This is a genomic window from Albidovulum denitrificans (genome assembly GCF_002973535.1).
GTDB classification, from domain to species: Bacteria; Pseudomonadota; Alphaproteobacteria; order Rhodobacterales; family Rhodobacteraceae; genus Albidovulum; species Albidovulum denitrificans.
The window spans coordinates 18,018-32,264 of record NZ_PVEP01000013.1 but is presented as its reverse complement, the minus strand read 5'-3'; the positions used below and the strand labels follow the sequence as shown (position 1 = coordinate 32,264).

Sequence of the window (14,247 nt, the reverse complement as noted above, 5' to 3'; positions counted from 1 at the left end):
TGACTCGCCCGCGCCTGACCGGCACCTGTATCGCTCCCATAGACCGATCAGGCCGAGAGAGAAGATGTCCATTCCACAGCAGGGCGGCGGCCCGATCGAACGGTACGAGCAACTGGCCGAATATCTCGCCGAAGGCTGCAAGCCGAAGGACGACTGGCGCATCGGCACGGAGCATGAGAAATTCGGCTACTGCAAGGATACGCTTCTGCCCCTGCCCTATGACGGGCCGCGTTCGATCAAGGCGATGCTCGAAGGGCTGCGCGACCGTTACGGATGGGACCCGATCGAAGAGCAGGGCCACATCATCGGCCTTGTCAAGGACGGCGCCAATGTCAGCCTGGAACCGGGCGGCCAGCTGGAACTGTCCGGCGCACCGCTGGCCACGATCCACCAGACCTGCGATGAGGTGAACGAACACCTGCGTGAGGTTCACACCATCGCGGATGAGATCGGCGCAGGCTTCATCGGCCTTGGCGCCGCCCCGATCTGGAGCCACGAACAGATGCCGATGATGCCCAAGGGGCGCTACCGGCTGATGACGGATTACATGGGCCGCGTCGGCACCCATGGCACGCAGATGATGTACCGGACCTGCACCGTGCAGGTGAACCTCGACTTCGCGTCCGAGGCCGACATGGTGCAGAAGTTCCGCGTGGCGCTGGCGCTGCAACCTGTTGCCACCGCGCTGTTCGCGAATTCGCCCTTCTTCGACGGCAAGGTCAACGGCTTCAAAAGCTGGCGCAGCCGGATCTGGCGCGATCTGGACGCGGCGCGGACCGGGATGCTGCCCTTCGCGTTTGAGGACGGCATGGGCTTTGAACGCTATGTCGATTACGCGCTCGATGTGCCGATGTATTTCGTCTACCGCGACGGCAAGTATATCGACGCGCTGGGTCAGTCCTTCCGCGACTTCATGAAGGGCGAATTGCCTGCGCTGCCGGGCGAAAAGCCGACCCTGTCGGACTGGGCCGACCACCTGACGACGATCTTCCCCGAAGCGCGGCTGAAGAAGTTCATCGAGATGCGCGGGGCGGATGGCGGCCCGTGGCGGCGGCTTTGCGCGCTGCCCGCCCTGTGGGTGGGGCTGCTGTACGACCAGTCGGCGCTGGATGCCGCCTGGGATCTGGTGAAGGGCTGGGACGCCGAGACGCGCGAGGGGTTGCGCGTCGCGGCGTCTGTGTCCGCGCTTCAGGCCGAGGCGGGGGGCGTCAGGATGCACGACCTGGCGCGCGAGGTTCTGGCGATCGCCGAGGCGGGGCTGAAGGCGCGCGCCATGCCGGGCGCAGGCGGGATGGTGCCGGATGAGACGCACTTCCTTAACGCGCTACAGGAAAGCGTGGACAGCGGATCGGTCCCGGCGGATGAGCTTCTGGAGCATTACAACGGCGACTGGAACGGCGATCTGACGCGCATCTACGGCGCCTATAGCTACTGACACCAAGGCGCGCGCCGCAGGGCCTTGCCCCACGCGGCGCGCGCGGTCTGTCAGCCAAGCCGGTCTTGCAGGAACCGGCCGTCCTCCCCCGCCGCCTGATCGCGGCTCAGGCGTTCGGCCAGCTCCGGTTCGGCCCCGGTCGCGCCCCAGCCATCCAGATGCACAAGACCCGCCAGCGGAAGCCGTTTCCGCCAGCCCGCCGTCTCAAGCTCCGGCCGCTGGCGGAACTGGTCGACATGGCCGATGCAGAGATAGGCCACCGGCACGACCGCCTCCGGCAGGCCAAGCGCCGCCTTCAGCGCATCGTTGTCGAGGATGGAGACCCAGCCGACGCCAAGCCCCTCGGCCCGCGCGGCAAGCCAGAGGTTCTGCACCGCGCAGACGGAGGAGAAAAGGTCGGTCGCCGGAATATGCGTCCGGCCCAGCACCACCGGGCCGCCACGGCTGCGGTCGCAGGTGACGCAGATGTTCAGCGGCGCCTCCATGATCCCTTCAAGCTTCAGCGCGCGGTAGCTGTCGCGCCGCGCGCCCTCGAACATCATCGCGGCCTCGGCATTGGCCCTGGCGAAAAGCGCGTGAACCCGCGCCCGGACCGCAGGGTCGCGCAGCAGGATGAAGTCCCAGGGCTGCATGAACCCGACCGAGGGCGCGTGATGGGCGGCCAGAAGCACCCGGCTAAGCACCTCGGGCGCGATCGGGTCGGGCAGGAAGTCGCGGCGGATGTCCCGGCGTTCGAAGATCGTGCGGTAAAGCGCGCGCCGGTCGGCGGTGTCATAGGCGTGATGCGCGGCGGGCGCGCAGGTGATATCGGCCATCGGAGTCCCCTTGGATGGTCCCGCGCCCGCCACCGTCCGCGCGGCAGGCGCCATCCCTTCCGGCCGGTCTTCTGACTTGGGTTCGCCCCGCCCGGACACCTTCCCGGCCGGGATGGCCAGTGGCTTTCGTCCGACGGTCCCCCTTACAGCGTTGGGCACGTCGCGGGCTTGCACCGCGTTCCCGATTCTCCTGCCAGGGCAGGCACCGGAAGGTTCGCCGACACTAGGGGCGGCGAGAGGTTTGTCCAGTGGAAAGGGGCAGGGGGCCGGAGCGATGGACGACCGCGTCGACCTGTGGCGGGAGTCGATGAAGACACCCCGCGCGAAACAGCGGCGCAAGGCGCCGCCGCGCATCGCCGGGCCACCCCCCGGCCCGGCGATTGGCCAATGCCCCGCAAAACATCGATGTCGGAGGCACCTGGCTGGCATAAATCGCGATGCAGCAAGGTCGGATCGCCGCGCCGTGGCCCGGCGCCGCGCGCCGCCGAAATGCAAAGGGCGCCCCGAAAGGCGCCCCTCTTCGTCTCGTCACGCCCGGCCTTACCCCTTCTTCAGGCAGCGGTTGCCCAGTGTTTCCGCGATCTGCACCGCGTTCAGCGCCGCGCCCTTGCGCAGGTTGTCGCTGACGCACCAAAGGTTCAGGCCGTTGTCGATCGTCCCGTCCTGCCGGATGCGGCTGATGAAGGTGGCATAATCGCCCACGCATTCGACCGGCGTGACGTAGCCGCCGTTCTCGCGCTTGTCGATGACCATGACGCCGGGCGCCTCGCGCAGGATGTCGCGGGCTTCATCCTCATCAAGGAAATCCTCGAACTCGATGTTGATCGCCTCTGAATGGCCGACGAAGACCGGCACGCGAACGCAGGTCGCGGTGACCTTGATCGACTTGTCGAGGATCTTCTTGGTCTCGGCCACCATCTTCCACTCTTCCTTGGTGGAACCGTCCTCCATGAAGACGTCGATATGGGGGATGACGTTGAAGGCGATCTGCTTGGTGAACTTCTTCGGGTCAACTTCCTGGCCCGGCACATACATGCCCTTGGTCTGGTCCCAAAGCTCATCAATCCCGGCCTTGCCCGCGCCCGACACCGATTGATAGGTCGACACGACCACGCGCTTGATCTTCGCGCGTTCATGCAGGGGCTTCAGCGCCACGACCATCTGCGCGGTCGAACAGTTGGGGTTGGCGATGATGTTCTTCTTCGCGTAGCCGTCGACGGCCTCGGCGTTCACCTCGGGCACGACCAGCGGAACCTCCGGGTCGTAGCGGTAGAGCGAGGAGTTGTCGATCACGACGCAACCGGCCCTGGCGGCTTTCGGCGCATAGATCTTCGTCGCGTCGGAGCCGACGGCAAAGAGCGCCATGTCCCAGCCGGTGAAGTCGAAGGTATCGAGGTCCTGGGTCTTCAGGGTCTTGTCGCCAAACGAAACTTCGGTGCCAAGCGACTTGCGGCTGGCAAGCGCGGCGATCTCGTCGACGGGGAATTCCCGCTCGGCGAGGATGTTCAGCATTTCGCGGCCCACATTCCCCGTGGCGCCGGCGACAACGACCTTGTAGCCCATCTGGGGTCTCCTCAAGTAAAAGGACGAGGCCCCTTAGCCCATCGCCAAAGCCATGAAAAGCGCTGTTTTCGGCGCGGCCCCGCCATGTTGCCGCAGGGTCATGGCGCAGCGGGCGCGTCGCGGCTGAAGAGATAAAGCACAAGGCCCGCCAGCAGCGGGATCAGGAAGAAGAGGAAAAGCGCCGAGAAGCTGGCCGCAGGCGTCGCGCCGCCCCCTTGCACCCAGCGCTCGAACCCGCCCGAGGAGAATTGCAGGATGCCCGCGCCGCCGATGCCGAACATGTTCAGGAAGGTCACCCCGCGCCCGACAAGGTGGGGCGGAAAGAAGCTGCGCCCATGGGCCATGATCGCGGGGAAGGAGGCGCCGAAAAGGCCAAGCGCGGCCAGAAGCGCGGTCGCGCCCCAGACGCCCGTCGCCGGAAAGGCGGCAAGAAGGCCCAGCATCGCGGCCGACAGCAGGTTGCCGGTGAAGACCACCCATTTCTGGGTGCCGAACAGCCTGTCCAGCGGCCCGTAGGCGAAGTTCCCCGCCACCATCGCCAGCGCCATGACCAGCGTCGAGGTGCCGATCTGCGCGGCGTCCGCCCCGAAGACCTGCGAAAGATAGGGGCCGGCCCAAAGCCCCCGGATCGAGGCGGCGGGCGCATAGGCCACCGCCATCAGCGGCAGGATTGCCCAAAGCCCCGGCACCCGCAGCAGATCAAGAAGCGACCCGCTCCCTGTCGATGGCATGTCGGCCCTGGGCGGGTTCTTGACGAAGACGAACAAGGCCAGCGCGACGCCAAGGGTCACGGCGGTCAGGCCGAAAAGCGTCTCGCGCCAGCCCACCGCCCCGACCAGCGCGGCCAAGGGCGCGGCGCCAAGGATGTTGCCGAGCGAGCCAAAGCCGATCACCGCGCCCGCCAGCGTTCCGAAGACGGCGGGCGAATAGATGCGCGCGAAGATGTAGTAGGCGGCCATCAGGACGGGCGAACAGCCGATTCCGATCAGCGCCATGGACAGGTGGATCGCCCAAGGTCCCCCGGCCAGCGCAAAGACCAGCGCCCCGCCGCCGCCACCAAGCGCCAGCAGAACCGACACGGTCAGGCGCGGCCCGATCCGGTCCAGCGCGATGCCCACCGGGATCTGCATCAGCGCGAAGATCGAAAACCAGATGCCCGAGGACAGCGCGAGGTCCGAGGCCGTCGCCCCGATCTCGGCCTTCAGGACCGGGGCCAGAACGGCCAGAAAGGCGCGGTAGAACTGGCTCAGCACATAGCCGGCCACCAGAAACGCAATACCTGCCCGCACCTGTTCACCTGTCTGCCTGAAGCCCCGTTCGCGGGCTGGACCCTGCGCGATAAACCTGCCCTGTGCAAGGCCGCGCATTCGTGATCTGATCGCGCCAGAGGCAAGGAAAGGGCAGGCAACCCATGCGCAGTTTCGTGGCGATCGAGATGCCCGCGCCGGTGGTGCGCGACCTTGCCCGGCTTCAGGCCGCGATCCCGGTCGGGCGGATCGTGGCGCCGGAAAACCTGCACCTGACGCTGACCTTCCTTGGCGATCAAAGCGAGGCGATGCTGGAAGAGGTGCATTTTGCGCTGGAAACCCTTCGCCTGAAGGCGTTCGACCTGACGCTTTCGGGGCTGGCGGCCTTCGGCGATCCGCCGCTGTCGCTGCATGCCGGGGTAGAGGCATCGCCCGCCCTGATCGACCTGCAAAGCCGGGTCCGCAGCCGCCTGCACGGGATCGGCCTTGCGGGGGAGAGGCGGCGCTTTGCCCCGCATGTGACGCTGGCCCGTTTCGGCAAGGGCGCCACCCCGGATGAGGTCGGCCGCCTTGGCCGCTTCCTTGCCGCCCATGGCGACCTGCGCCTGCCGCCCGCGCGGATCACCGGCTTTGGCCTTTACGAGTCGATCCTGACGGAGGAGGGGCCGTTTTACGAACTGCTCGCCTCCTATCCGCTGGGCTGAGGCGGCGGGTCGAATAGGACTCGTCTTCCCGCGCGGGCCGTTCCAATAATGCCGCGGGAGAAGAAGAGGAGGCTGGATTTGCAAGATACACCCCTGCCCGAAAAGACCGGGGTCCTCGTCGTCGGGGCCGGTCAGGCCGGTATCGCGATGAGCGCGCATCTGGGCGCGGCGGGTATCCCGCACCTTGTTCTTGAACGCGCGCGCATCGCCGAACGCTGGCGATCCGAGCGCTGGGATTCGCTGGTCGCGAATGGTCCTGCCTGGCATGACCGCTTTCCGGGGATGGAATTTTCCTGCCCGCCCGAGGCGTTTCCGGGCAAGGAAGAGGTCGCCGATTACATGGCGGCCTTCGCGGGCAAGATCGGCGCCCCGGTGCGCTGCGGGGTTGAGGTGACATCACTCACGCGGCTGAAGGACCGGCCGGGCTTTCGCGCCGAGACCAGCGCGGGCGTGGTCGAGGCCGATTATGTCGTCGCCGCGACCGGGCCGTTCCAGAGGCCGGTGATCCCGCAGATCGTCCCCGAAAGCGCGGGCATCGTGCAGATGCATTCGACCGGCTACCGCAACCCGGACCAGTTGCCCGAAGGGGCGGTCCTTGTCGTCGGGGCGGGATCGTCGGGGTCGCAGATCGCCGATGAACTCAACCGCGCCGGGCGCAAGGTCTATCTGTCGGTCGGGCCGCATGAACGGCCGCCGCGCGCCTATCGCGGGCGCGATTTCGTCTGGTGGCTGGGTGTCCTGAACAAATGGGACATGGAGGCGGTGCCGGGCGCCGATCACGTCACCATCGCGGTCAGCGGCGCCTATGGCGGCAGGACGATGGATTTCCGCCGTCTGGCCGGGGAAGGTATCGTGCTGACCGGCCGGACCGAAAGCTTCCGGGGCGGTGTGCTGCAATTCGCGCCCGACCTCGCGGGCAATATCGCGCGGGGCGACGCCTATTACCTTGCCCTTCTCGATGAGGCGGACGCCTTTGCCGCGCGCAATGGCCTGACCCTGCCGGAGGAGCCGGCGGCGCGGGTGATCGGACCCGATCCCGATTGCGTGGCCCACCCCTTGCGGGAGCTGGACCTGAAGGCCGCGAACGTGACCTCGATCATCTGGGCCACGGGCTTTGCCTTCGATTTCGGCTGGCTGAAGATCGACAGTTTCGACGAACGCGGCGCCCCCCTGCATCAGCGTGGCGCGGCGCGCGAACCGGGGGTCTATTTTCTTGGCCTGCCCTGGCAGACACGGCGCGGATCGTCCTTCATCTGGGGCGTCTGGTACGACGCCAAATATGTCGCCGACCATATCGAGAAGCAGCGAAACTACCTGCACTACACCCCTGCCAGCGAAGGGAACGCCTGATGGCCCATACCCGTATCCGCAAGTTCAATACCAAGGACACTTATCCCGAACAGAAGCTCGACAACGATCTCTGCCAGGCGGTCGTCGCGCGCGGCACGATGATCTTCCTGCGCGGCCAATGTCCGCAGGACCTCGACACCGCCGCCGATATCGGCAGCCATGACGCGGCGGAGCAGACCCACAAGGTGATGCAGAACATCCGCCAGCTGATCGAGGAGGCGGGCGGGCGGATGGAGCATCTCTGCAAGGTCGTCGTCTACCTGACCGATGTGCGCCACCGCGAGGCGGTCTATCGGGTGATGGGCGAATACATCAAGGGTGTGCATCCGGTATCGACCGGGGTGGTGGTGACGGCGCTGGCGCGGCCTTCCTGGCTGGTGGAGATCGACGCGACGGCGGTGATCCCGGATTGAGGGCGGGACCGGGGGGTTCACCCCCCGGACCCCCGAGAGTATTTTGGCAACGAAGAAGGGGGGGGGCGTGGCATGACCTTTTCCATCGTGGCGCGGTGCGGGACCAGCGGGCAGTTCGGGGTGGCGATTTCCTCATCCTCGCCTGCGGTCGCGGCGCGGTGCGCCTTTGCGAAGGCGGGCGCGGGGGCGGCGGCGTCGCAGAACGTGACCAACCCGGCGCTGGGGCCGGCGATGCTGGCGGCGCTGGGCGAAGGGGCCGATGCCATCGCGGCGGCGCTGGCGGTGGAGCGGTTTCCTGATTATCGGCAGGTGCTGGCCATCGGTGCGACCGGGGCGCCCGCCATCCATTCCGGCGCCAGGGCGCTGGGCATCTGGACGCAGGCCGCGGGGCCGGACTGCGCGGCGGGGGGCAACCTTCTGGCCAATGACGGCGTCCCGGCGGCCATGGTGGCGGCCTTCGGCGCGGCGGCGGGGCCGCTGGGCGACCGGTTGATCGCCGCGATGCGCGCCGGCGTCGCGGCGGGGGGCGAGGCGGGGCCGGTGCATTCGGCCGGGATGCTGATCGTCGGGCGCGAGGCCTGGCCCTATGCCGAACTGCGCTGCGACTGGATCGACGAGGGCTGCCCGATCGAGGCCATCGCGCGGGCCTGGGACGTCTACGCGCCGCAGGCCGATGCCTATGTGACCCGCGCGCTGAACCCGGTCGAGGCGCCGTCCTACGGTGTGCCGGGCGACGAATAGGGGGAAGACCGGATGCGCGATCCCGGACATGATATTCTGTTCGAGCAGGTCAGGATCGGCCCGCTGACAGCGAAGAACCGTTTCTATCAGGTGCCGCATTGCAATGGCGGCGGCTATCGCGACCCCTCGGCCGTGGCGGCGATGCGGGGGGTGAAGGCGGAAGGCGGCTGGGGCGTCATCTTTACCGAGCAGACGGAGATGCACCATACCTCCGAAATCACGCCCTTCATCGAGTTGCGGCTTTGGGACGATGCCGACATTCCGGCTTTGCGGCGCATGTCCGAGGCGATGAAAAGCCATGGCGCGCTGGCGGGGATCCAGCTGGCCTATTCCGGCATCAACGGGCCGAATTTCTACACCAAGGAGGTGCCGCTGGCCCCCTCTGCCGGGCCGATCCGCACCTTCACCAACGATCCGGTACAGGCCCGCGCGATGGACAGGACCGACATTCGCAACCTGCGCCGCTGGTTCGTGAACGCGGCGAAGCGGTCGAAGGCGGCGGGGTTCGATCTGATCTGCCTTTACGGCGCGCATGGCTTCGGCGTGTTTCAGCATTTCCTGTCGCGCGCCACCAACCAGCGGACGGATGAATACGGCGGCAGCCTCGAAAACCGGGCGCGCTTCGTCAATGAGGTGGTGGCCGACATGCGCGAGGCGGTCGGCGACACGATGGCGATCACGCTGCGGGTAAGCCTGGACGAGACCATTGGTGATCTTGGCTTTTCCAATGCCGAGGTCAGGGATTTCATCGAGATGAACCGCGATCTGCCGGACCTTTGGGACCTTGCGCAGGGAACGTGGGAGGACTGCTCCGGCCCGAGCCGCTTCAAGGAGGAGGCCGCGCAGGAAACCCTTGTCACCGGCATTCGCGAACTGACCGCGAAACCGGTCGTGGGTGTCGGCCGTTTTACCTCGCCCGACCTGATGGCGCGGCTGGTGCGGCAGGGGGTGCTGGACTTCATCGGCTGCGCGCGCCCCTCGATCGCCGATCCCTTCCTGCCGAAGAAGGTGGAGGAGGGCAGGGTCGAGGACATCCGCGAATGCATCGGCTGCAACATCTGCATCACCGGCGACATGACCATGTCGATCTCCCGCTGTACGCAGAACCCCACCTTCATGGAGGAATGGCGCAAGGGCTGGCACCCGGAGCGGATGAATACGAAGGGGGAGAGCCAGTCGGTGCTGATCGTCGGCGCGGGACCAGCGGGGCTTGAGGCGGCGCGCGCCCTGTCGCTGCGCGGCTATGACGTGGCGCTGGCCGAGGCGGGGACCGACCTTGGCGGTCGTGTCGCGCGGGAGCGGTTGCTGCCCGGCCTGTCGGCCTGGGGCCGGGTCGCGGATTACCGTGCCTATCAACTGTCGCAGCGGCCGAATGTTGAGAGCTATTTCGACAGCAGGCTTGATGCGGGCCAGATCCTCGATTTCGGGTTTCAGCATATCTGCGTCGCGACCGGATCGCACTGGCGGGCCGATGGCGTGGCGCGGCTGCATGTCGTGCCGATCCCGGCCGATCCGGCGATGCCCGTCTTCACGCCCGACGACATCATGGCCGGACGGCTGCCGGGGGGTGAGGTCGTGCTGTTTGACGACGACCATTACTATATGGGCGGCGTGATCGCCGAGCTTCTGGCGCGGAAGGGGTGCAAGGTCACCTTCGTCACCACATCCGCCTATGTCTCTGACTGGACGCTGAACACGCTGGAACAGGCCGCGATCCACCGGCGGCTGGTGGAGGCCGGGGTGCGGATCGTGCTGAACACCGGGGTTGCGGCGATCCGTGCGGACGGGGTTCAGACGGCGTGCAGCTACACGGGTGCGGCGGGCCATATCGGCTGCGGCGCGGTTGTCATGGTCGCGTCACGCCTGCCCGACGATGCGCTTTTCCGCGACCTGATGGCGCGGCAGGCGGACTGGGCCGATGCGGGCATCGCCTCGGTCAAGGTGATCGGCGATGCCAATGCGCCGGGACCGATCGCCTGGGCGACCTATGCCGGGCATCGCTATGCGCGTGCGCTTGACATGCCCGACATCGGCGATGCGCTGCCTTTCCGGCGCGAAGTGACGGCGCTGGCATGACCGGGGCGCTGTCCACCCCTGATCTGCTGGAGCGGCTGATCGGCTTCCCGACCATCAGTTCGGCCAGCAACCTGCCGCTGATCGGCTTCGTGGCCGAATATCTGGACGGCCTCGGCGCCGCTGTCACCCGGATCGACAGCCCGGATGGGACCAAGGCCGCGCTTCTGGCGCGGATCGGGCCTGCGGGCGATGGCGGCGCGCTGTTGTCCGCCCATAGCGATGTCGTGCCGGTCGCGGGGCAGGCATGGCAGGGCGATCCCTTTCGTCTGCGGCGGGCCGTGGGGCGGCTTTACGGGCGCGGGACGGCCGATATGAAGGGCTTCCTCGCCTCGGCGCTCGCGGTGGCGGGGATGGCTGCGCAACGGGACCTTACCCGGCCGCTTCTGCTGGCGCTGTCCTATGACGAGGAGGTCGGCTGTCTTGGCATTCGGGGGATCATCGACCATGTGATCCCGGCCCTCGGCCGCCCGGAATTCTGCATCGTGGGGGAACCGACGGGGATGCGCGTGGCGGTTGGCCACAAGGGCAAGGCTGTTTATCGCGCGACCTGCCACGGCGTCGCGGGCCATTCGGCGCTGGCGCCGCGCTTTGTCAATGCGCTGCATCTGGCGGCGGATTTCGTCGGTGTCCTGCGGGCGGAACAGGCGTATCTGGCCGACGAGGGCGCGCAGGACCCGGCCTACGACGTGCCATGCAGCACCGTCCATGCGGGCCTGATGTCCGGGGGCGCGGCGCTGAACATCGTGCCGGACCGCGCCACGGTCGATTTTGAGATCCGCCATCTGGCCGAAGAGCCGGTGGAGGGGATCATCGACCGGATAGGCCGCGCGGCGGAAGGCGTGGCGCTGGCCATGCGCCACCCCGGCGCGGGGATCGGGATTGATGAGACCAACCGCTATCCCGGCCTGTCCACGCCGCCGGGTGCGGAGGTCGTCGCCACCGTCTCTGCCCTCGCCGGGACGTCTGGCATCACGAAGGTCGCCTTCGGGACCGAGGCCGGGTTCTTCGCCGAGAAGGGCATTCCCACCGTCGTTTGCGGGCCGGGCTCGATGGATCAGGGTCACCGCGCGGATGAGTTCATCGCCGAGGATCAGCTTGCCGCCTGCGACCGGATGCTGGCGGCTCTTGTCGACCGCCTTGAATAGCGCGGGCAGGCCCCCCGGAAACCGCCTACATCCCCCAACAGGTCCCTTCCACACGGCGGATTTTGATCATATTTTGCGCGCGACGCCCTGACTCGCGGATGAGGACCGGGGTTCTCGCGGCCCTGCTGCCGCGCCTTGCTGAACGGGAGTATGTCCATGCAGAACGCCGAGATCGAAAAACGCCGTCAGGCCGCCATGTCACGCGGCGTGGGCGTGATGACCCAGATTTATGCCGACCGGGCCGAGAATTCCGAGATCTGGGACAAGGAGGGCAACCGTTATATCGACTTCGCGTCGGGCATCGCGGTTCTGAACACCGGCCACCGGCACCCCAAGGTGATCGCGGCCGTCAAGGACCAGATCGACCACTTCACCCATACCTGCCACCAGGTCGTGCCTTACGAAAACTACGTCCGCCTGGCCGAGCGTCTGAACGGCATGGTGCCCGGCAAGGGGGAGAAGAAGTCGATCTTCGTCACCACCGGCGCCGAGGCGGTGGAAAACGCGATCAAGATCGCCCGCGCCGCGACCGGGCGTCAGGCGGTCGTCGCCTTCACCGGCGCCTTCCACGGCCGCACCTTCATGGGCATGGCGCTGACCGGCAAGGTCGTGCCCTACAAGGTCGGCTTTGGCGCGATGCCGAACGATGTCTTCCACGTTCCCTTCCCGGTCGAACTGCACGGCATGACGACGGAGAAATCCATCGACGCGCTGAACTACCTCTTCAAGGCCGATGTCGATCCCAAGCGCGTCGCCGCGATCATCCTTGAACCCGTGCAGGGCGAGGGTGGGTTCTATGAGGCGCCGCGCGAATTCATGAAACAGCTTCGCGCGATCTGCGACGAACACGGCATCCTGCTGATCGCGGATGAGGTGCAGACCGGCTTTGCCCGTACCGGCAAGATGTTCGCCATGGACCACCATGAGGTCGCACCGGACCTGACGACCATGGCCAAATCGCTGGCCGGGGGCTTCCCGCTTGCCGCCGTCACCGGCCGGGCCGAGATCATGGACGCCCCCGCGCCGGGCGGTCTTGGCGGCACCTACGGCGGCAGCCCGCTGGGCATCGCGGCGGCCAATGCCGTTCTCGACGTGATCGAGGAAGAGGGGCTGTGCGACCGCGCCAACCAGCTTGGCGCGCGGCTGAAACAGCACCTGTCCAGCCTGCGTGACGATGTGCCGGAAATCGTGGACATACGCGGCCCCGGCTTCATGAACGCGGTGGAGTTCAACCTTGGCGGCAAGCCTTCGGCCGATTTCGCGAACAAGGTCCGGGCCGAGGCGCTGAAGCGCGGCCTTCTCCTGCTGACCTGCGGCGTCCACGGCAACGTGATCCGCTTCCTCTCGCCGATCACCATTCAGGATGCGGTCTTCACCGAGGCGCTGGGCAAGCTGGAAGAGTCGATCCGCGCCGCGCGGTAAGGGACATATCTTCCCGTCCCGGACTTGATCCGGGACCTCCGCCGCCGGAGTGAGGGGTCCCGGATCAGGTCCGGGACGCCCCCTCACCGCAATCGTTTCAGAATATCGAGGCTCGCATAGCCGTCCGGCACAAGGCCCTTGGCGCGTTGAAAGGCGCGGACGGCGGCGATGGTGTTGGGGCCGATCTTGCCGTCCACGCCCTGCGTGTCGAAACCGGCGCGGGTCAGGCGGTCCTGCAACTCCTGCCGTTCAGCCAGTAGAAGCGCGCGGTCCTCGCGCGGCCACTCGGCCTTGATCGGCGGGCCGCCCGCGATCCGGTCGGCAAGGTGGCCGACGCCGATCACATAGGCATCGGCGGTGTTGTAGCGTTCGAGGACGTGGAAGTTCTCGAAGATCATGAAGGCCGCGCCGCGCGCCCCCGCGGGCATCAGGATCGAGGCCGGGCCATGATCACCGACCCGCCCCCCGTCCATGTCGCGGATGCCAAGCGCGGCCCAACCGGCGGCGGATTTTGTCACCCGCTCGCCCGTCAGGGCATAGTCGAACCCCTCTGGCACCCGGACCTCCACCCCCCAGGGCTGGCCCTTGGTCCAGCCGAAATGCGCCAGATAGGCGGCGGTCGAGGCCAGCGCGTCGGCGGGATCGTCCGACCAGATGTCGCGCTTGCCGTCGCCGGTGAAATCGACCGCATAGGCGAGGTAGGAAGAGGGCATGAACTGCGTATGCCCCATCGCCCCGGCCCAGCTTCCGGTCATGTGGCGCGCATCGGTATCGCCCGCCTGAAGGATCTTCAGCGCGTCGATCAACTGCCCCTCGAAGAACGCACCGCGCCGCCCGTCATAGGCCAGCGTTGCCAGCGAGGAGATCAGCGGGTCCGACCCGCGAAATGTGCCATAGGCGCTTTCAAGCCCCCAGATGGCGGTGACGATTTCCTTTTCGACGCCATAGGTCTGCTCGATCTTTTCCAGAAGCGCGCGGTGCTTTGCCAGCGCGGCCTTCCCATTGGCCACGCGAACCTCGGAGGCGGCGCTGTCGAGATAGTCCCAGATCGTCTTTGTGAATTCGTTCTGATGGCGGTCCCGCTCGATCGCGGTGGTGCTGTAGCTGGCATCGCGGAAGGCGGCGTCAAGGGTGTCCGCGCGGATGCCTTCGGCGATGGCACGGGCGCGAAAGCCCTTGATCCACTGGTCGAAACCCTGATTGGCGGTCACCTGGATCACGGCCCCTGCTGCGCTGGACCGGTGGTCCGGTTCGGATGTGTCGCCCGCCGCCAGCGCCGAGACCGGCAGGGCGGCGGCGAGGAAAAGGATGGTCTTCTTCATGCCCGGTTGCCTTC

Annotated in this window: 12 protein-coding genes and 1 riboswitch; of the genes, 8 read left to right on the top strand and 4 right to left on the bottom strand. The window is 67.1% G+C overall.

Annotated elements, in window-relative coordinates; genetic code table 11:
* The first annotated feature begins 64 nt into the window (after positions 1-64).
* Positions 65-1,435, top strand: coding sequence for a glutamate--cysteine ligase (locus tag LX70_RS19125; RefSeq protein ID WP_105516398.1), 1,371 nt, complete (start codon positions 65-67; stop codon positions 1,433-1,435).
* A 50-nt stretch (positions 1,436-1,485) separates the two neighbouring features.
* Here the strand turns inward: LX70_RS19125 and bluB are convergent, their stop codons facing one another.
* The 3 genes from bluB to LX70_RS19110 all read right to left on the bottom strand — a co-directional run bounded on the left by bluB (position 1,486) and on the right by LX70_RS19110 (position 5,102).
* Positions 1,486-2,250 (bottom strand): 5,6-dimethylbenzimidazole synthase, encoded by a 765-nt coding sequence (bluB, locus tag LX70_RS19120; RefSeq protein WP_211301757.1) that lies wholly within the window; start codon positions 2,248-2,250, stop codon positions 1,486-1,488.
* A 44-nt stretch (positions 2,251-2,294) separates the two neighbouring features.
* Positions 2,295-2,475: riboswitch (cobalamin riboswitch) on the bottom strand.
* A gap of 315 nt (positions 2,476-2,790) precedes the next feature.
* Complete coding sequence (locus tag LX70_RS19115) at positions 2,791-3,813, bottom strand: aspartate-semialdehyde dehydrogenase (protein ID WP_105516396.1); 1,023 nt, start codon at positions 3,811-3,813, stop codon at positions 2,791-2,793.
* A 98-nt stretch (positions 3,814-3,911) separates the two neighbouring features.
* Entirely contained in the window at positions 3,912-5,102 is a 1,191-nt protein-coding gene (locus LX70_RS19110) for an MFS transporter (protein ID WP_105516445.1), read from the bottom strand.
* 122 nt (positions 5,103-5,224) lie between these two features.
* Here LX70_RS19110 and thpR point away from each other — a divergent pair, with 122 nt between their 5' ends.
* From thpR to LX70_RS19075, 7 genes are all read left to right on the top strand, one after another.
* Complete coding sequence (gene thpR, locus LX70_RS19105; protein ID WP_105516395.1) at positions 5,225-5,764, top strand: RNA 2',3'-cyclic phosphodiesterase; 540 nt, start codon at positions 5,225-5,227, stop codon at positions 5,762-5,764.
* 48 nt (positions 5,765-5,812) lie between these two features.
* A complete protein-coding gene (locus LX70_RS19100; RefSeq protein WP_105516394.1) occupies positions 5,813-7,114 on the top strand; it encodes a flavin-containing monooxygenase in 1,302 nt (433 codons plus the stop codon).
* Positions 7,114-7,527, top strand: a complete 414-nt coding sequence (locus tag LX70_RS19095; protein WP_105516393.1) for a RidA family protein — start codon at positions 7,114-7,116, stop codon at positions 7,525-7,527. The genes LX70_RS19100 and LX70_RS19095 overlap by 1 nt, the downstream gene beginning before the upstream one ends.
* A 72-nt stretch (positions 7,528-7,599) precedes the next feature.
* Positions 7,600-8,268 carry a DUF1028 domain-containing protein gene (locus LX70_RS19090; RefSeq protein WP_105516392.1) on the top strand — a complete coding sequence of 223 codons (669 nt, stop codon included), beginning with the start codon at positions 7,600-7,602 and terminating at the stop codon, positions 8,266-8,268.
* A 12-nt stretch (positions 8,269-8,280) separates the two neighbouring features.
* Positions 8,281-10,344 (top strand): oxidoreductase, encoded by a 2,064-nt coding sequence (locus LX70_RS19085; RefSeq protein WP_105516391.1) that lies wholly within the window; start codon positions 8,281-8,283, stop codon positions 10,342-10,344.
* On the top strand, positions 10,341-11,489 hold the full coding sequence (gene argE, locus LX70_RS19080) for an acetylornithine deacetylase (protein ID WP_105516390.1): 1,149 nt from the start codon (positions 10,341-10,343) through the stop codon (positions 11,487-11,489). The genes LX70_RS19085 and argE overlap by 4 nt, the downstream gene beginning before the upstream one ends.
* 156 nt (positions 11,490-11,645) lie before the next feature.
* Entirely contained in the window at positions 11,646-12,911 is a 1,266-nt protein-coding gene (locus LX70_RS19075; RefSeq protein ID WP_105516444.1) for a 4-aminobutyrate--2-oxoglutarate transaminase, read from the top strand.
* Positions 12,912-12,994: 83 nt separating this feature from the next.
* On the opposite strand, the gene LX70_RS19070 is transcribed toward LX70_RS19075, so the two are convergent.
* Complete coding sequence (locus LX70_RS19070) at positions 12,995-14,233, bottom strand: lytic murein transglycosylase (RefSeq protein WP_105516389.1); 1,239 nt, start codon at positions 14,231-14,233, stop codon at positions 12,995-12,997.
* Positions 14,234-14,247: the final 14 nt, after the last annotated feature.